Raw genomic sequence first — 17,005 nt, 5'->3', positions numbered from 1 at the left:
TTTAGGAGGAATAGATTATGGGAAAAATTATAGGAATTGATTTAGGAACAACTAATTCATGTGTAGCAGTTATGGAAGGTGGAGAACCAGTAGTAATCAGCAATTCAGAAGGAGCAAGAACTACTCCATCAGTAGTTTCATTTCAAGCAAATGGCGAAAGACTAGTAGGTCAAGTTGCTAAAAGACAAGCGATTACAAATCCAGATAAAACAATAATATCAATAAAGAGACATATGGGAACTAACTATAAAGTTACTATAGATGGAAAAGACCATTCACCACAAGAAATATCAGCAATGGTACTTCAAAAAATAAAAGCAGATGCTGAAAGCTATTTAGGTGAACCAGTAACACAAGCTGTTATAACAGTTCCAGCATATTTTAATGATTCAGAAAGACAAGCGACTAAGGATGCTGGTAAAATAGCAGGATTAGAAGTTTTAAGAATAATAAATGAACCAACAGCAGCAGCTTTAGCTTATGGTTTAGATAAAATGGATACAAACCAAAAAATCTTTGTTTATGACTTAGGTGGTGGTACTTTCGATGTATCAATCCTTGAACTTGGAGATGGAGTATTCGAAGTATTATCAACAAACGGAGATACTAAGTTAGGTGGAGATGATTTTGATGAAAAAATCATGAACTACATTGCTGAAACATTTAAAGCAGAAAATGGTGTAGATTTAAGAAATGATAAAATGGCACTTCAAAGATTAAAAGAAGCAGCTGAAAAAGCTAAGATTGAATTATCATCATCAATGCAAACTAACATAAACTTACCATTTATTACAGCTGATGCAACAGGTCCAAAGCATATTGATATGAACCTAACTAGAGCTAAATTCAACGAAATAACTCATGATTTAGTTCAAAGATCAATTGAGCCAATGAAGAAAGCTTTAGCAGATGCTAACCTTTCATTAAGTGATATAGATAAGGTAATATTAGTTGGTGGATCAACAAGAATTCCAGCAGTTCAAGAAGCTGTTAAGAACTTTACAGGAAAAGAACCATCAAAGGGAGTTAATCCAGATGAATGTGTTGCAGTAGGTGCAGCTATTCAAGCAGGTGTATTAACAGGAGAAGTTAAAGACGTATTACTATTAGATGTTACACCATTAACACTTGGAATTGAAACTTTAGGTGGAGTTGCAACTGCACTTATAGAAAGAAATACTACAATTCCTACTAAGAAGAGTCAAACATTCTCAACAGCAGCAGATGGTCAAACATCAGTTGAAATACACGTAGTTCAAGGTGAAAGACAAATGGCAGCTGACAACAAGACTTTAGGTAGATTTACTTTATCAGGTATTGCTCCAGCACCAAGAGGAATTCCACAAATCGAAGTTACTTTTGATATAGATGCAAATGGTTTAGTTAAAGTATCAGCTGTTGATAAAGCAACTAACAAAGAAGCTAATATAACAATAACTGCATCAACAAACTTAACAGATGACGAAGTAGATGCAGCAGTAAAAGAAGCAGAAAGATTTGCAGAAGAAGATAAGAAGAGAAAAGAAAAAATAGAAGTTAAGAACAATGCAGACCAAGTATCATACCAAACTCAAAAGACATTAGAAGAACTTGGAGATAAAGTTTCAGCAGAAGATAAAGCTAAGGTAGAAGCTAAATTAGAAGAATTAAACAAAATTAAAGATGGCGAAGATGTAGAAGCTATTAAGAAGACTATGGATGAATTAACTCAAGAATTCTATGCAATATCATCAAAGGTTTATGCAGATGCAAATGCAAATGGTGAAGCTGGTGCAGGTTTTGATCCAAACAACATGGGTGGAGCTAATCAAGGAGCAGCTCATGATGATAATGTAGTAGATGCAGATTTTGAAGTAAAAGAAGATAAATAGTTGTAACAATAAAGTGTAGTAGTTATAATGTATGAGGGAAGACAAAAGCCGTCTTCCCTTTTATAAAGTAAAAATGGTGGTGAAGAAATAGATGGCAAGTAAAGACTATTATGAAGCACTTGGACTAGAAAAAGGGGCTTCAGATGATGAAATAAAAAGAGCCTTTAGAAAGCTAGCTATAAAATATCATCCTGATAAAAATCAAGGAAATAAAGAAGCAGAAGATAAGTTTAAAGAAATAAATGAAGCTTATCAAGTGCTTTCAGATCCAGAAAAAAAGGCTAGATATGACCAATTTGGTACTGCTGATTTTGATGGAAGTGGATTTGGTGCAGGTGGATTTGGTGGCTTTGATTTCTCAGATATGGGAGGCTTTGGAGATATATTTGATAGTTTCTTCGGCGGCGGTGGCGGCGGAAGAAGAAGGAATGGACCTCAAAGAGGTGCAGATATTGAATATACACTAACGTTAACTTTTGAAGAAGCAGTTTTTGGAGTGCAAAAAGAAATATCAATTAATAGAAGTGAAAACTGTGATTCATGTAGAGGTACTGGAGCAAAACCTGGAACTACAGCTAAAACATGTCCAACATGTAATGGAACAGGGCAAGTAAGAGTACAAAGACAAACTCCATTAGGTAGTTTTGTAAGTACATCAACTTGTGATAGATGTGGTGGAAAAGGTAAGATTATAGAAGAAGCGTGTCCAAAATGTAGTGGAAAAGGTCAGGTTAGAAAAAACAGAAAAATTACTGTTAATATTCCAGCAGGAGTTGATACTGGAAATGTAATGCCACTAAGAGGACAAGGCGAACATGGAACTAATGATGGACCTCCAGGAGATTTATATATTAGAATAAACGTTACACCATCAAAGAAGTTCATAAGAAAAGGCAATGACATTTATGTAGATGTTCATATTTCAATGGCAAAAGCAGCATTAGGAACTGAAATAACAGTAGGAACAGTAGATGGGGATGTTAAATATACAATACCACAAGGTACACAATCAGGAACATTATTTAGATTAAAAGGAAAAGGTGTTCCAAGAGTTAACTCTTCAGGTAGAGGAGATCAATATGTTAAAGTAATAGTTGATATTCCTAAATCTTTAAATGAAAAACAAAGAGAAGCTTTAAAGATGTTTATGGAAGCTTCAGGAGAAAGTACTGAAGAAGTAATAACACATAAAAAAGGTTTGAAAGATTTGTTTGGAAAGAAGTAATAAAAGGAGATTCTAACGTAAGTTAGAGTCTCTTTTCATTATACATATATAGGTATTTAATAATATATACCATAAAAATATCCAATAAGTATGAATTATTTTTAGTGATATAATGTAAACTATGAAGAAAGAGAAAAATCTTTGAGGTGATAATATGACTAAATTAAAAGACGTACTATATAGTGAAATTGAGGATTTTAGAGAAAAAGGGCATAAATTCTTAAATGGAGAATTAAATGTAATGCAATTCAAACATGCTTCAGGTGGATTTGGAGTTTATGCTCATCGTGGAGGAAAAGAGTTTATGATTAGACTTAGAATTCCTTCAGGTATAACAGATTTAGAAGAAATGAAAATTGTTTATGGATTTGCTAAAAAATATGGAATGGAAAGAATACATTTTACAACTCGTCAAGCAATCCAATTCCATGGCTTATCTATAGATGAAGTTTGTGATTTAATGAAAGAAGCATTAGATAATGATATATACACTAGAGGTTCAGGAGGTAATTTCCCAAGAAATGTAGCTATATCACCTTTATCAGGAGTAAATACTGATGAAGCATTTGATGTTACACCATATGCTTTAGCTGTAGGTAATTATTTCTTAGAAAGAATATATACATATAAATTACCAAGAAAACTAAAAGTATCTTTTTCAAGTAGCAATGCAGATGGAGCACATTGTACTGTTCAAGATTTAGGGTTTTTAGCTATTAATAAGGATGGGGAAGAATGTTTTCAAGTGTACCTAGGTGGTGGACTAGGTCAAAATCCTAAGATAGCTGTTAAATATAAAGAACTTATAGAGCCAAAAGATGTATTATATTATGTAGAGGCTATGGTGAATTTATTCATGGCAGAGGGTAATTATGAAAATAGAAATAAGGCTCGTATAAGATATATTTTAGACAGAATGGGAGAAGAAGAATTCTTAGCTTGCTATAAAAAATATGTTGATGAAGCAAAGGCTCGTGGTGGATTAGAGTTAGAAAATATAGAAACTAAAGAATATAATAAAAAAGGAATAAAGGTAGAGGTTAAATCTCCAAGATTATTTAGTCAAAAACAAGAAGGTTTATATAGTGTTTATTTACATCCAGTTGGAGGCCAATTAGAAACAAAGGATTTAAAGGTTATTTTAGAGACTTTAGAAAAAATGGATAATATAGAAATTAGATTAGCAATGACAGAAGGCATTTATTTTAGAAATCTAAATGGTGAAGAGGCAAAGGAATTATTAGAAATAACTGAAGATATGGGTGGGAAAACTGTATTTGAACAAAGTGTATCATGTATAGGTGTTCCAACTTGTCAGGTAGGATTATGCAATAGTCAAGGAACTTTAAATGCTATATTGGATTACTTTAAAGAAAAGAAATTTACAAAGGATGTATTACCAAGAATATATATTTCAGGATGTGGAAATTCTTGTGGAGTTCATCAAGTTGGACCAATAGGGTTTACAGGTAAAAAGAAGAGGGTTAATGATGAAGTACAAGAGTGTTTCTCATTATATGTAGATGGATCTTTTGCAGCTAATAAAACTAAACTTGGTGATTGTTATGGAGATATGTTAGCAAGTAAGATACCAGAATTTTTATATGAACTTGCAGTTAGTATAGACAAATGCGAATTAAGATACGATGAGTATATAAAAGTTAAAAAAGATGAATTCGAAAGTTTAGTAAATAAATATTTAGTTTAATTTTAAAATAGCCTATTACTTTTAATGTTGAGTAATAGGTTATTTTTATTTATAGTATTATCAATTGAAATTTTATTAATAAGGAGTATGAATAAAAAATATAAATCGAAATTAATAATATATATTTACAAATAAAAATTATTTATTAAAATATAAGTATAATAACAAATAAGTTTAGGGAAAATAATAATATTTATAACTAAACGTGAAGGGAGAAATATATTTATGAAAAACGTAAAATTTCAAGGTGAAGTATTAACACTACAAGGAAACACAGTGAAGGTTGGAGAGAAAATTAGAGATTTTGTAGTAGTAGGAAATGATTTAAAACCTGTTACTTTAAAAGACACAAAAGGTGTTAGAGTATTTTTAAGTGTGCCATCTATCGATACTGGAGTTTGTGATATGGAGGTAAGAAAATTTAATGAAGAGATAGGGAAATTACAAGGAGTAACTTGTTATACCGTTTCTATGGATCTTCCATTTGCACAAGCAAGATGGTGTGGCGCTGCTGGAGTAGAAGAAGTTAAAACAGTATCTGATTATAAAGATAAAAGTTTCGGAGAGGCAACAGGAACATATATAAAAGAATTAGGATTATTAACAAGAGCATCATTTGTTGTAGATTCAGAAAATAATGTAACCTTTGTTGAATATTTAGAGGAAGTAACAAATGAACCTAGTTATGATAAAGTGTTAGAAGCTATAAATCTAGCTAAATAATGTGAATTTATATTATAGGCTCTCTTAATTTTAGAGAGTCTATTTATTTTTTTAGGGAATAGGATAAACTTTAAGTTTAAAACTAGACATATACTCTACATAAGTGTAAAATAATAAATTAGTCAAAGTATGTTTGAAAGGACTGATTTAAATGGAAGGAACATGGATAGAGGTAAGAGTAATAACTAAAAGTGAGGCTCTTGAACCTATTTCAGGAATATTTTATGGATTAGATTGTAAAGGAGTTGCAATAGAAGATCCAAATGATATATTAGGAAGAGAACAAGGACCATTAACATGGGATTTTGCAGATATTAATGTATTAGAACATAAAGGTACTGTAGCTGTAGTAAAAGCTTATTTTGCAGAGGAAGATAATATTGAAGAAATCTTAGTTTACATAAATGAAAAAATAAAAGAACTTAAAGATATGGGTATAGATGTAGGCGAAGGTAAAGTTGAAAATGAAAAAATGTTTGAAGAAGACTGGGCAAACAATTGGAAAAAATATTATAAGCCAACTAAGGTTGGAAGCAAGATAGTTGTAAAGCCAACATGGGAAGATTATGAAACAAAAAATGATGAGTTATTAGTAGAACTTGATCCAGGAATGGCTTTTGGTACAGGAACACATGAAACTACTAGAATGTGTATACAAGCTTTAGAAAGATATGTAAAAGAAGATAGTACAGTATTTGATGTTGGATGTGGATCAGGAATATTAGCTATATCAGCTGCTAAGTTAGGAGCTAAATTAGCAGTTGGAGTTGATTTAGATCCTGTTGCAGTAGAATCAGCAAAAGAAAATGTTAACTTTAATAATTTAGATAATATAGAAATTTTATATGGAAACTTAGTTGAAGTTATTGATGGAAAAGCTGATATCGTAGTAGCAAATATAATAGCTGAAATTATATGTATATTAACAGAAGATGTTAAGAGAGTAATAAAAGAAGGTGGATATTTCATAACATCAGGTATTATTCATGATAGAGTTGAAATGGTAACTAAAAATTAGAAGAAACAGGATTTGAAGTTCTTGAAATAAACAAGGATGGAGAATGGAACTGTATAGTTGCAAAATTAAAGTAATTTTATTTTAAGGAGAGAAGGTAATGCATAAATTTTTTGCTCCAAGAGAGAATTTTTCGGAAAATGAATGTAAGATTTTAGGCGATGATGTAAAACATATATATAAGGTTTTAAGACTTACTGAAGGTGAGAAAGTTGTTTTAAATAACTGTAATGGAGAAGAGTTCTTTGGAGAAATAAAATCTATAAGTAAGCAAGAGGTTATAATATCAATATTAGAAAAGTTAGATATAAATAATGAAAGTGATATTAAGGTATATTTATTTCAAGGATTACCTAAAGCACAAAAAATGGATTTGATAGTCCAAAAGGGTACTGAACTTGGAATTCATGAATTTATACCTACTTTAACATCAAGAGTTGATATAAAACTTAAGGGTGACTTTAAAAAGCTTGATAGATTAAATAGAATTGCATTAGAAGCAGCAAAACAAAGTAAGAGAAGTATTATACCTAAAGTTACTGACCCTATTTCTTTTGAAGCTGCTATGGATGAATTTCAGCTTATGGATTTAATGCTTGTCCCATATGAAAATGCTGAAAATTTTGGTGTAAAGACTCTAATTAAAGAGTTAAGAGATAAAAATCAAGATTTAAGTGATATTAAAAAAATAGGAATCTTAGTTGGTCCTGAAGGTGGTTTTGAACCAGAAGAAATAGAAAGACTTAAAGAAAGTGGAGCGTATATTATTACGTTAGGAAGTAGAATACTAAGAACGGAAACAGCTGGGTTTGTAGCTACTTCTTTAATCCAATATGAGTTAGGTGATTTAGGAGGAAATATTTAATGAAAGTTGCATTTGCTACCCTAGGGTGTAGAGTTAACGTATATGAATCAGAAGCTATGGCAGAAAAATTCATAAGAGAAGGTTATGAAGTAGTAGATTTTAGCGAGGTTGCAGATGTATATGTTATAAATACATGTACAGTTACTAATATGGGAGATAAAAAGTCTAGACAGATTATAGGAAGAGCTAGAAGATTAAATGAAGAAGCTATTATAGCTGTTGTTGGCTGTTATTCTCAAATGGCTCCTAAAGAAGTTTCAGAGATTCCAGGAGTTGATGTAGTTCTTGGAACTAGAAATAAAGGTGATGTAGTTTATTATGTAAATAAAGCTAAAGATGAAGGTAAAAGTCAAGTTCATGTTGAAGGCGTTCTTAAGAATAAAAAGTTTGAAGACTTAAAGATAGAAGATTATCAAGATAAAACAAGAGCTTTCCTGAAAATACAAGATGGATGTAATAGATTTTGTACATATTGTTTAATACCATATGCAAGAGGATCTGTTTGTTCAAAAGATCCTAAGAAGGTTATAGAAGAAGTTAAAAAGCTTGCAGAACATGGTTTTAAAGAAATAATATTATCAGGAATACATACAGCTTCTTATGGATTAGATTTAGAAGGAAATGTAACTCTTATAGATTTAATCGAAGAAATTGAAAATGTAGAAGGCATAGAAAGAATAAGAATAGGATCAATTGAACCGGCATTCTTTACAAAAGAAGTTATAGAAAAAATAAAAACCTTTAAAAAATTATGTCCTCATTTCCATTTATCATTACAAAGTGGATGTGATGCAACTTTAAAGAGAATGAATAGACGATATACAGCTAAAGAGTATCAAGAGGCCGTAGAACTTCTTAGAGATACTTTAGAAGGAGTTTCTATTACAACAGATGTTATAGTTGGATTCCCAGGAGAAACAGAAGAAGAGTTTAATGAAACAGTAGAATTTTTAAAGACAATAAAATTAACAAAGACACATGTATTTAAATATAGCCCAAGAAAGGGTACAAAAGCTGCTGATATGGAAAATCAAATAGATGGAAATATTAAAGAGCAAAGAAGTAAGGTTTTAATAGATTTAAGCAATAAAAATGAAGAAGAGTTTAATAAGAAATTTATTAATAAGGACATGGACATTCTTATAGAACAAAGAGTAAAAGGTAAAGAAGGTATATTTGAAGGATATACAAGGAATTATATTAAGGTAGAAGTACCTTGCAATTGTGCAGATATTATTGGTAAAATTGTAGATATAAAAATAATAGAGGCAGAACAGGAATTTGCAAAAGCTCGTTTACTTTAAAATAGTTAAATACGATATGTAATATATTGTTATTTATAAATTGTAACTTTAAATTAAGGGGGGTGAATTTATGGATTGTATTTTTTGCAAAATAATTAATGGTGAAATACCTTGTGATAAAATTTATGAAGACGATAAGGTTTTGGCTTTTAATGATATAAATAAGGAAGCACCTATACACTTTTTAGTTATACCTAAAGAGCATATACAAAGCGTTAATGAAATAAATGAAGAGAATTCAAATATTATTTCACATATATTCGAAGTTATTAATAAAATAGTAAAAGAGCTAGATATAGCTGACTCAGGATATAGAATAATTAATAATTGTGGAAAAGATGGTGGTCAGACTGTAAATCACATACATTTTCATGTATTAGGGCAAAGAGAATTAAAGTGGCCACCAGGTTAATAGTTTTTTTATCTAGAGGTTGACATTTTAACTCTAGCTATTGTATAATATAGCGTGTGTTATTAAGCCCGTAGCTGAGTTAAATTAATTAATTTTGAGCTAGCGGAGGGAGGGATAATAGATGTCAGAAATAAAAGTTGGAGAAAACGAAACACTTGAAAGTGCGTTAAGAAGATTTAAGAGAAAATGCGTTAGAGCTGGAGTTCTTTCAGAGGTTAGAAAGAGAGAACATTATGAAAAGCCAAGCGTGAAGAGAAAGAAGAAATCAGAAGCTGCTAGAAAGAGAAAGTTCAAGTAAGAATTTAATTTCTTTTGAAAGAAGGTATGTAAATGCCAATTAAAGATAGACTTCAAGAAGATTGGAAAACTGCATTAAAATCTAAAGATAAATTTAGAGCAAATGTCATAAGTACCGCTAAGTCTGCAATACTTTTAGTTGAAAAGACTGATGGTGTTAAGCTTGAGGACGATAAGGTTATTGAAATTTTAGCTAAAGAAGTCAAGCAAAGAAGAGAAGCTATGCTTGAATTTGAAAAGGGAAATAGACAAGATTTAGTAGATCAGAATAAAGCTGAAATAGAAATCTTGCTAAATTACCTTCCTCAGCAGTTAAATGAACAAGAAATTTTAGAAATTGTTAAAGATGCAGCTACAGAAGTGGGCGCTAATAACATCAAAGACATGGGAAAAATTATGGCAGTGGTTAGACCTAAAACAATGGGTAAAGCCGATGGTAAGCTTGTAAGTCAAATTGTAAAAGAGTATTTAACTAATAAATAGCAAAAGAACTCATTTTTATGAGTTCTTTTTGTTTTGCATAAAAATGTAATTTTCTTTTAAATATTATCATAAAGTACAATGAAGAATTATTTATAAGGAGAGGCGAAAATGCAAGACAAATTAAATAAAAGTAGAAATGTTATAGTTGAAAAACTAGATCTGCCTAAAGATATAGCTTTAGATATTCCTAAAATTACAGTTTTAGGAGATGGGGAGATAACTATAGAAAATCATAAAGGTATAGTGGTATTTGAAAGGAACATAATTAAAGTAAATACAAATGTTAGCCCGATAACAATAAATGGAGAAAAATTTGAGATTTTATATATAGGAAGCTCTACTATAACTATTAGTGGTAAGTTCCAATCAATAATTTATGAGGGGTAAGTATAATGGGATTTGACTTTTTAAATAGAGGTAAAATTGCTGTAGAAGTCAGTATTTTGAACCCTGAAAGACTTTTAAACATATTATGGGCTAAAAATGTAAATGTATTAAATGTAAAGAGGGTAGATATAGCAACTATAATAATTGAAATAGAATACGATGATTATGAACTTTTAAAAGATTCAGTTCACAGATTAAGAGGTAAAATGAAAATAGTTGGAAGTGGTGGATTCTTATTTTTTGTTGGTAGACTTAAAAAGAAATCTTCGCTTGTAATTGGAGGAATATTATTTATAATTATTTTATTTTACTTATCAACTTTTGTATGGAAGGTTGAAATAAATACTAAGAAAAATGTTTCGCCTTACGAATTAAGGCAACAATTATATAATATAGGAATAAAGCCAGGAATAAAGAAAAAAGATATTAATGCTAAAGAAATAGAAAAGAAAATAGAAGATGTGAATTCAGATGTATTGTGGCTTAGGGCTAGAGTAGAAGGATCTACACTCAAAATCTATGTGGAAGAGAAAGTTAACCCACCAAAGGCTCAGGAAAAAGAATTAGGGAATCTTGTGGCTAAAATGGATGGAGAGATTAAAAGAATATACGCCTTTTCAGGAAGGGCAGCAGTTCCGGTAGGAACTATGATAAAGGCGGGAGAAGTAGTGATAGAAGGAATAAATGGAAAAGAAGAAGAACCTTACGAGGAGGCTCCAGAAGGAGTTGTAATGGCAAATACTTTCTATGAGAAAGAAATGAAAGTTCAAATAGATGGAACTAAACTAGAAAGAACAGGGGAAAGGGATAGTGATGTTTATCTTAATATCTTTGGCAAAAAAATTTACTTGAAAAAAGCTATAAAAGACTTTGGACATTATGATAAAATAGAACAGAGTGGAAAAGTTTTTAATAAGGTGATATATTTTGAAAGAGAAGAAACTCCTGTAAAGTTAACTAAAGAAGAGGCTGTTGATAATTCAATAAAGGCATTAGGAGAATCCCTTTTAAAGGATTTAACAAGAGAAGCTGTGATAGTAGATAAAATAATAAATACAGAAGAAGATGGACAGGGAAATATAATAGTTAAGGTAATATTTGTAGTAGAACAAAATATAGTAGATAATACACCTGTTGATTACTAATAACTTTATAGATTAGAAGGTGATAGACATGTTTTTTAATAGGAATAAAGATAAATCAAAAAGAATTCTACTTGGTGTTATGGTTTTTGTTTTAACTTATGGATTGTTAGTAACTTCTATAGCTCCAAGGAAGTATAATTTAGAAGAAGGAGATATTGCAACTGTAGACATAAAAGCTCCAAGAGATACTGTAGATGAGGTATCTACAAAAGAAAGAGAAAAAGAGATAATAGAAAAGATAGGGAAACAGTACACCTTAAATGGTGATGTAAAAATTAAAGCAGAGGAAAATATAAAGAAACTCTTTGATAAAATAAGTAATATAAACAGTACAGACATGGATGAAAAAGAAAAAATATTATCTATTAAAAAGGTTGAAGAGTTTAATTTAAATGATAGTGAATATAAAACTCTTATATCAGTATCTAAAGAACAACTTACATTAGCACATTGGTTTGTTTTAGATACATTGAATTTAGCTTATGGAGAGCCTATTGAAGAAAATAATCTAGAGCATATTCAAAAAGCTAAAAGCATAGTAGATAATGAATTCCGTAAGCAGAGCTTTGATAGGAATTTAGAAGATGTTTTAAAGGACATTATTTATTCTCAAATAAAACCTAATTTCTTTTTTGATAAAGAAAAAACAGATGAGAAAATAAGAGAAGCTCAAAAGAATGTTCCGAAAGAGATAATAAAGAAAAATCAAACTATCGTTAAAGAGGGAGAGCCTATAACGGCAAGACAAATTGAACTTCTAAAAGAGCTAGGCCTATTAGATAGAGGAGGAGGAAAAAATTATTTATATACTTATATAGTATTAGCTATTTTTGTTATAGTTGTATTACTACTTGAATATTCATATATATCTAAAGAGAGAAAAGATCTATTTGAAGATACTAAAATGATGACTATGATAAGTATGATAAATTTAATTATATTAGTTTTATCAAGGGGATTATCTATTATTTCACCATTTTTAATACCATTAGCCTTTGCACCTATATTATTAACTGTACTTTTAGATTATAAGGTTTCTTTAGTTATAAATTTCTTGAATATACTATTAATTTCTGTTGTAGTAGGTTTTAGACCAGCTGTAATTATATTAGCAATAACAAGTGTAATTATAGGATCAACAACACTTAAAAAGATTCAACAAAGAAATGATGTTTTATATTCAACTCTTTATATGTCTGTGATTTCAGCTATAATTACTTTAGCAGCAGGAATGCTTATTTCTAATAACATATCAGGTATTGTTGTGGATACTGGATTTTCTGTATTAGGAGCATTATTATCAGGAGTTTTAGCTTTAGGGTTTTTACCATTTTTTGAATCAAGTTTTGATGTAGTTACAAATATAAAGTTACTAGAGTTATCTAATCCAAATCAGCCATTAATGAAAAAATTATTAATGGAAGCACCAGGGACGTATCATCATAGTATGATGGTTGCAAATTTAGCCGAAGTTGCAGCAGAAGAGGTAGGTGGAAATCCTGTAGTAGCAAGAATTGGAGCTTACTATCATGATATAGGTAAAACGAAAAGACCTTACTTTTTTGGAGAAAACCAAATGGGAAAAGAAAATCCACATAATAAAATAACTCCAAATTTAAGTACCTTAATTATAGTTTCCCATACTAAAGATGGTGTAGAACTTGCAAAAGAGCACAATATACCAAAGGTTATACAAGATATAATAGAACAGCATCATGGAACTACATTAGTTAAATATTTTTATTATACATTAAAGAATTCATCTGAAAATCCAGATGATGTAAAGGAAGAAGATTTTAGATATCCAGGACCTATACCATCTAGTAAGGAAGCAGCTATAATTATGCTTGCTGATGGGGTAGAGGCTGCTGTTAGATCTATTACAGAGCCTACAAAAGGTAAAATAGAAGAAATGGTTAATAATATAATAAAAGATAAATTATATTCAGATCAGCTGTCTAATTGTGATTTAACTTTAAAGGACATAGAGATAATAAGAAAATGTTTCTTAAAAGTTCTTAATGGCATTTATCATAGGAGAATAGAATATCCAACAGAGAAAAAGATGAAAAAATAATTTACGAAAGGGCCATTAGCCCTTTCGTATTATAAATTCTAAATAAAAACAAGGAGAAAAATAAATGTTATATACAGATAATAGACAAAATAAACTAGAAGTAAATCAGGAATTTATAGATAAAATTTCAAGAGTGTGTGATTTAGCGTTGAATGAAGAAGGGGTTAATGTACCATATCAAATTTCATTATTATTTGTGGATAATGATGAGATAAGAGGGATTAATAATGAAACTAGAAATATAGATAGAGAAACTGATGTACTATCATTCCCTATGTTAGATTATGAAAATGGAAAAGTATTTAAGGATATGTATATAAAAAATACTTTTGATGAAACATATATGGATGGAGATGAACTTGTTTTAGGAGATATAGTATTATCATTAGAGAGAGCATTAGAGCAAAGTAAAGAGTTTAATCATTCATATGAAAGAGAAACTTGTTATTTAGTTATTCATTCAATACTACATTTATTAGGGTATGACCATATGGAAGAAAATGAAAAGGTCATAATGAGAAAAAGGGAAGAAGAAATATTAAATAAATTAAATATAAAAAGAGAATAATAAATTAAGTAAAACAAGCAAATAATAAAGCAGAGGGTGATTACATGAAACTAAAAAAAGTAGTAGAGAGTTTTAATTATGCAATAAACGGTATTATAGATACAGTAAGAACCCAAAGAAATATGAAGATACACTTAATTGCAGCGTTATGTGTATTATTAGCCTGCTTCTTTTTTGATATTTCAAAGGTAGAGTTTTTATTACTTGCTATTACAATAACTTTAGTAATTGCAGCAGAGCTTATTAATACTGCTATAGAAGCTACTATAGATATGTCAACCAATTATTATCATCCTCTTGCAAAGGTTGCAAAGAATGCAGCAGCAGGAGGGGTTTTAGTAACAGCTATTAATGCACTTATAGTCGGATATATAGTTTTTGGAGATAAAATATCAGATCTTTCTTATGGAGTAGTACATAAGGTTAAAAATTCAGAACCATATACTATTTTTATAGCCTTAGTATTTGTAACTATTGCTACCCTTATTGTAAAAGCTATTTTTGGAGAGGGAACTCCATTAAAAGGAGGAATGCCTAGTGGACATAGTGCGTTAGCCTTTTCTATAGCTACTGCAATAGCCTTGATAACAGAAGAACCTATATGTATACTTTTAAGTTATTTAATGGCTTTTATAACAGCACAAAGTAGGGTAGATTCAGAAGTTCATTCAATATTAGAAGTTATAGTTGGTAGCATTTTTGGAACTTTACTAACTTTATTAATATTTACTATCTTTAGATTATAATAAAATTAAAAAAACTATAAAAAAGAGCTATTAACTCCTAATTCTTGTTTGTAAATTGTAGATTAGTAAGTTATAATAAAAATACTAACAAATTACAGAATTGGAGGATTAACTATGAATTACAATGAACTTATACAAAAAGCAATAGAGGCACGTGAACTAGCATATTGCCCATATTCAAACTTTAAAGTTGGGGCAGCTGCATTATTTGAAGATGGAACTATATATACTGGATGTAATATAGAGAATGCATCTTTTGGTGGAACAAACTGTGCTGAAAGAACAGCTATATTTAAAGGTGTATCTGAAGGAAACAGAAAATTAAAAGCATTAGCATTAATAGGAGATACAAACTCTTATACTTATCCATGTGGAATTTGCAGACAAGTAATTTCAGAGTTTATAGAAAGTGAAGACACGCCAATAATAATTATAAAAAATAAAGAAGATTATATTGTTAAATCTTTCAAAGAAATAATGCCAGGAGCATTTACACAGAAGGATTTAGAAAACTAGGAGGATGAATGTTTAAATCAGGATTTGTCACAATTGTTGGGAGACCAAATGTAGGAAAGTCAACTCTTTTAAATCAAATAATGGGGGAGAAACTTTCAATAGTATCAAATAAACCACAAACTACAAGAAATAATATACAAACAATACTTACAGAGGATAACTATCAAATGGTGTTTGTTGATACACCAGGAATACATAAACCTAAACATAAGTTAGGTGAGTATATGGTAAGCTCTGCTAAGGATTCAATAAAAGAAGTAGATCTTGTTTTATTCTTAATAAATCCAGAAGAAGAAATTGGAAGAGGAGATAAATTCATATTAGAAACATTAAAGAACCAAAAAGCACCAGTATTTTTAGTTCTTAATAAAATTGATGAGTTTACTCAAGATAGAGTTGCTAAGACATTAGAGATGTACTCAAAAGAATTCGATTTTAAAGAAATCATTCCAATTTCAGCTATAAAGGGTAAAAATGTAGATAAATTAGTAGAATTAATGGTTGGAATTATGCCAAATGGACCAAAATATTATCCAGATGATATGATTACAGATGTTCAAGAAAGATTTGTAATAGCAGAAATTGTAAGAGAGAAAGCTTTAAGATGTTTAAGAGATGAAATACCTCATGGAATTGCTGTGGATATAATACAAATGAAACAAAAAGAAAATGGAACATATCATATAGAAGTAGATATGATATGCGAAAAGGATTCTCATAAGGGTATTATAATAGGTAAAAATGGTCAATCACTTAAAAGAATAGGTGAAACGGCAAGATACGAAATCGAAAGATTCCTACATGCTAAAGTTAACCTAAAAGTTTGGGTTAAAGTTAGAAAAGAGTGGAGAGATAACCAAAACCTATTAAAGGAACTTGGTTACAAAAAAATGAAGTAGCCAAGGGGATGGTTTTTCTGTCACTATATAAGACAAATGCAGTAATTATAAAAACTAAAGAGTTTAAAGAAAACGATAAATTAGTATGGTTATATACTGAAGAATTAGGAAAGATAACAACCATAGCAAAAGGATCAAGAAAAAGTAAGAGTAAGTTTTTATCTCTTACTCTTCCTTTATGCTATGGAGAATATGTAGTTTTTAAAGGCAAAAGTCTTTATAACTTGCAAGAGGGAAAAATAATAAATTCTTTCCAAGGATTATTAAATAATTTAGACAAATTAACATACTCATCTTATTTATGTGAGCTTATAGATATTTGTGTTCAAGAAGGAGACATTGATAAAAGTCTATTTAAAGAATTTTTGACATGTATGTATTTATTAGATACAGATGCATTAGATTACGAGCTTTTAATAAGATCTTTTGAATTAAAACTTTTAAAAGCTACTGGATATGGGTTAAATTTAGAAGAATGCTCTATATGCCGAAAAAAAATAGGCATAACAAATTATATATCTCTTTCAAATTATGGCGGAGTATGCGAAAATTGTAATAGGGAACACGGTCTTTATATATCAAAACCTGCATACAATGCATTGAAATTTTTAAGTAATACTCCAATGGATAAGATATATAGGCTTAATGTTAATTCAGAAATAAAGAAAGATTTAAGTAAAGTTACAACCTTTATTATTTCATCAAACTATTCTAAGAAACCTAAAAGTTTAGAAATGTTAAATTATATAAAGGAGTGATTAGTA

17 protein-coding genes and 1 pseudogene are annotated in these 17,005 nt (G+C 29.8%); all 18 read left to right on the top strand.

Translation table 11 applies throughout. From position 1 onward, the window contains the following. The first annotated feature begins 17 nt into the window (after positions 1–17). The 18 genes and pseudogenes from dnaK to recO all read left to right on the top strand — a co-directional run bounded on the left by dnaK (position 18) and on the right by recO (position 16,999). The gene (gene dnaK, locus BTM21_RS07720) at positions 18–1,871 is read left to right on the top strand and encodes a molecular chaperone DnaK (protein WP_021875277.1); all 1,854 of its coding nucleotides are present in this window, start codon (positions 18–20) and stop codon (positions 1,869–1,871) included. A gap of 91 nt (positions 1,872–1,962) precedes the next feature. After that, positions 1,963–3,096 carry a molecular chaperone DnaJ gene (gene dnaJ, locus BTM21_RS07715; protein WP_021875278.1) on the top strand — a complete coding sequence of 378 codons (1,134 nt, stop codon included), beginning with the start codon at positions 1,963–1,965 and terminating at the stop codon, positions 3,094–3,096. 154 nt (positions 3,097–3,250) lie between these two features. After that, the gene (locus BTM21_RS07710) at positions 3,251–4,804 is read left to right on the top strand and encodes a nitrite/sulfite reductase (protein ID WP_021875279.1); all 1,554 of its coding nucleotides are present in this window, start codon (positions 3,251–3,253) and stop codon (positions 4,802–4,804) included. Positions 4,805–5,029: 225 nt separating this feature from the next. Then, positions 5,030–5,527, top strand: coding sequence for a thiol peroxidase (gene tpx / locus BTM21_RS07705; RefSeq protein WP_079481246.1), 498 nt, complete (start codon positions 5,030–5,032; stop codon positions 5,525–5,527). Positions 5,528–5,678: 151 nt separating this feature from the next. After that, positions 5,679–6,619 (top strand): annotated as a pseudogene (gene prmA / locus BTM21_RS07700) (50S ribosomal protein L11 methyltransferase). 23 nt (positions 6,620–6,642) lie between these two features. Then, entirely contained in the window at positions 6,643–7,407 is a 765-nt protein-coding gene (locus tag BTM21_RS07695) for an RsmE family RNA methyltransferase (RefSeq protein ID WP_021875282.1), read from the top strand. Next, entirely contained in the window at positions 7,407–8,711 is a 1,305-nt protein-coding gene (gene mtaB / locus BTM21_RS07690) for a tRNA (N(6)-L-threonylcarbamoyladenosine(37)-C(2))-methylthiotransferase MtaB (protein WP_021875283.1), read from the top strand. Before BTM21_RS07695 ends, mtaB begins: the two co-directional genes overlap by 1 nt. A 70-nt stretch (positions 8,712–8,781) precedes the next feature. Continuing rightward, positions 8,782–9,123 carry a histidine triad nucleotide-binding protein gene (locus tag BTM21_RS07685; RefSeq protein ID WP_021875284.1) on the top strand — a complete coding sequence of 114 codons (342 nt, stop codon included), beginning with the start codon at positions 8,782–8,784 and terminating at the stop codon, positions 9,121–9,123. Positions 9,124–9,244: 121 nt separating this feature from the next. Then, positions 9,245–9,421: a 30S ribosomal protein S21 gene (rpsU, locus tag BTM21_RS07680; RefSeq protein ID WP_021875285.1), complete on the top strand. Its 177-nt coding sequence runs from the start codon at positions 9,245–9,247 to the stop codon at positions 9,419–9,421. Between the two features lie 32 nt (positions 9,422–9,453). Then, positions 9,454–9,903 carry a GatB/YqeY domain-containing protein gene (locus BTM21_RS07675; RefSeq protein WP_021875286.1) on the top strand — a complete coding sequence of 150 codons (450 nt, stop codon included), beginning with the start codon at positions 9,454–9,456 and terminating at the stop codon, positions 9,901–9,903. Between the two features lie 108 nt (positions 9,904–10,011). Beyond that, the gene (yqfC, locus tag BTM21_RS07670) at positions 10,012–10,290 is read left to right on the top strand and encodes a sporulation protein YqfC (protein ID WP_021875287.1); all 279 of its coding nucleotides are present in this window, start codon (positions 10,012–10,014) and stop codon (positions 10,288–10,290) included. 5 nt (positions 10,291–10,295) lie between these two features. Further along, entirely contained in the window at positions 10,296–11,435 is a 1,140-nt protein-coding gene (gene yqfD / locus BTM21_RS07665; RefSeq protein ID WP_021875288.1) for a sporulation protein YqfD, read from the top strand. A gap of 28 nt (positions 11,436–11,463) precedes the next feature. After that, the gene (locus BTM21_RS07660) at positions 11,464–13,512 is read left to right on the top strand and encodes an HD family phosphohydrolase (protein WP_021875289.1); all 2,049 of its coding nucleotides are present in this window, start codon (positions 11,464–11,466) and stop codon (positions 13,510–13,512) included. A gap of 64 nt (positions 13,513–13,576) precedes the next feature. Then, a complete protein-coding gene (ybeY, locus tag BTM21_RS07655; protein ID WP_021875290.1) occupies positions 13,577–14,080 on the top strand; it encodes an rRNA maturation RNase YbeY in 504 nt (167 codons plus the stop codon). Between the two features lie 44 nt (positions 14,081–14,124). Beyond that, the gene (locus BTM21_RS07650; protein ID WP_021875291.1) at positions 14,125–14,826 is read left to right on the top strand and encodes a diacylglycerol kinase; all 702 of its coding nucleotides are present in this window, start codon (positions 14,125–14,127) and stop codon (positions 14,824–14,826) included. A gap of 114 nt (positions 14,827–14,940) precedes the next feature. Then, complete coding sequence (locus BTM21_RS07645; RefSeq protein WP_021875292.1) at positions 14,941–15,342, top strand: cytidine deaminase; 402 nt, start codon at positions 14,941–14,943, stop codon at positions 15,340–15,342. Between the two features lie 8 nt (positions 15,343–15,350). Next, on the top strand, positions 15,351–16,241 hold the full coding sequence (gene era, locus BTM21_RS07640; RefSeq protein WP_021875293.1) for a GTPase Era: 891 nt from the start codon (positions 15,351–15,353) through the stop codon (positions 16,239–16,241). 8 nt (positions 16,242–16,249) lie between these two features. Further along, entirely contained in the window at positions 16,250–16,999 is a 750-nt protein-coding gene (gene recO / locus BTM21_RS07635) for a DNA repair protein RecO (RefSeq protein WP_021875294.1), read from the top strand. The last annotated feature ends 6 nt before the right edge of the window (positions 17,000–17,005 follow it).

The organism is Clostridium chauvoei, from assembly GCF_002327185.1.
GTDB lineage: Bacteria > Bacillota > Clostridia > Clostridiales > Clostridiaceae > Clostridium > Clostridium chauvoei.
The sequence above is the reverse complement of the archived record's forward strand: the minus strand, read 5'-3'. Positions and strand labels throughout refer to the sequence as shown.

Excerpts from the sequence above, each read along its gene's own strand:
- dnaK (WP_021875277.1), top strand. The coding sequence starts at position 18 with ATGGGAAAAATTATAGGAATTGATTTAGGAACAACTAATTCATGTGTA.
- dnaJ (WP_021875278.1), top strand. The coding sequence starts at position 1,963 with ATGGCAAGTAAAGACTATTATGAAGCACTTGGACTAGAAAAAGGGGCT.
- BTM21_RS07710 (WP_021875279.1), top strand. The coding sequence starts at position 3,251 with ATGACTAAATTAAAAGACGTACTATATAGTGAAATTGAGGATTTTAGA.
- tpx (WP_079481246.1), top strand. The coding sequence starts at position 5,030 with ATGAAAAACGTAAAATTTCAAGGTGAAGTATTAACACTACAAGGAAAC.
- BTM21_RS07695 (WP_021875282.1), top strand. The coding sequence starts at position 6,643 with ATGCATAAATTTTTTGCTCCAAGAGAGAATTTTTCGGAAAATGAATGT.
- mtaB (WP_021875283.1), top strand. The coding sequence starts at position 7,407 with ATGAAAGTTGCATTTGCTACCCTAGGGTGTAGAGTTAACGTATATGAA.
- BTM21_RS07685 (WP_021875284.1), top strand. The coding sequence starts at position 8,782 with ATGGATTGTATTTTTTGCAAAATAATTAATGGTGAAATACCTTGTGAT.
- rpsU (WP_021875285.1), top strand. The coding sequence starts at position 9,245 with ATGTCAGAAATAAAAGTTGGAGAAAACGAAACACTTGAAAGTGCGTTA.
- BTM21_RS07675 (WP_021875286.1), top strand. The coding sequence starts at position 9,454 with ATGCCAATTAAAGATAGACTTCAAGAAGATTGGAAAACTGCATTAAAA.
- yqfC (WP_021875287.1), top strand. The coding sequence starts at position 10,012 with ATGCAAGACAAATTAAATAAAAGTAGAAATGTTATAGTTGAAAAACTA.
- yqfD (WP_021875288.1), top strand. The coding sequence starts at position 10,296 with ATGGGATTTGACTTTTTAAATAGAGGTAAAATTGCTGTAGAAGTCAGT.
- BTM21_RS07660 (WP_021875289.1), top strand. The coding sequence starts at position 11,464 with ATGTTTTTTAATAGGAATAAAGATAAATCAAAAAGAATTCTACTTGGT.
- ybeY (WP_021875290.1), top strand. The coding sequence starts at position 13,577 with ATGTTATATACAGATAATAGACAAAATAAACTAGAAGTAAATCAGGAA.
- BTM21_RS07650 (WP_021875291.1), top strand. The coding sequence starts at position 14,125 with ATGAAACTAAAAAAAGTAGTAGAGAGTTTTAATTATGCAATAAACGGT.
- BTM21_RS07645 (WP_021875292.1), top strand. The coding sequence starts at position 14,941 with ATGAATTACAATGAACTTATACAAAAAGCAATAGAGGCACGTGAACTA.
- era (WP_021875293.1), top strand. The coding sequence starts at position 15,351 with ATGTTTAAATCAGGATTTGTCACAATTGTTGGGAGACCAAATGTAGGA.
- recO (WP_021875294.1), top strand. The coding sequence starts at position 16,250 with ATGGTTTTTCTGTCACTATATAAGACAAATGCAGTAATTATAAAAACT.